The organism is Acinetobacter sp. WCHAc060033 (assembly GCF_004209125.1).
GTDB lineage: Bacteria > Pseudomonadota > Gammaproteobacteria > Pseudomonadales > Moraxellaceae > Acinetobacter > Acinetobacter wuhouensis.
Genome location: NZ_SGSW01000226.1, coordinates 1 through 244 on the forward strand (window position 1 = coordinate 1; position 244 = coordinate 244).

At 40.6% G+C, this 244-nt stretch carries 1 pseudogene; it reads right to left on the minus strand.

The window, feature by feature from the left end:
• Nucleotides 1–215, minus strand: a pseudogene (locus EXE10_RS21810) (hypothetical protein); the annotation flags it as partial.
• Between the last annotated feature and the right edge of the window lie 29 nt (nucleotides 216–244).

Sequence of the window (244 nt, forward strand, 5' to 3'; positions counted from 1 at the left end):
AGACTCAAATGATTCCTAATGTCAGTGCAATCGTCTGATTCAAGTTGTTTGTCGATGAGATGACCTGCTTTGATTTCTTCGGGTGTGGCGTGTCTGAAGCTACCGAATTCAAAAAAGCTAGCCTTTGCAACTTTGTACAAAGTTCCGTATTCAATTGCTAAAATTACAAATACTCTCTTCATGCTCTCATCGATGGCAACAATAGAATCCCCCACCTTAAACTCGTTATGTTTTGCAATGGCGG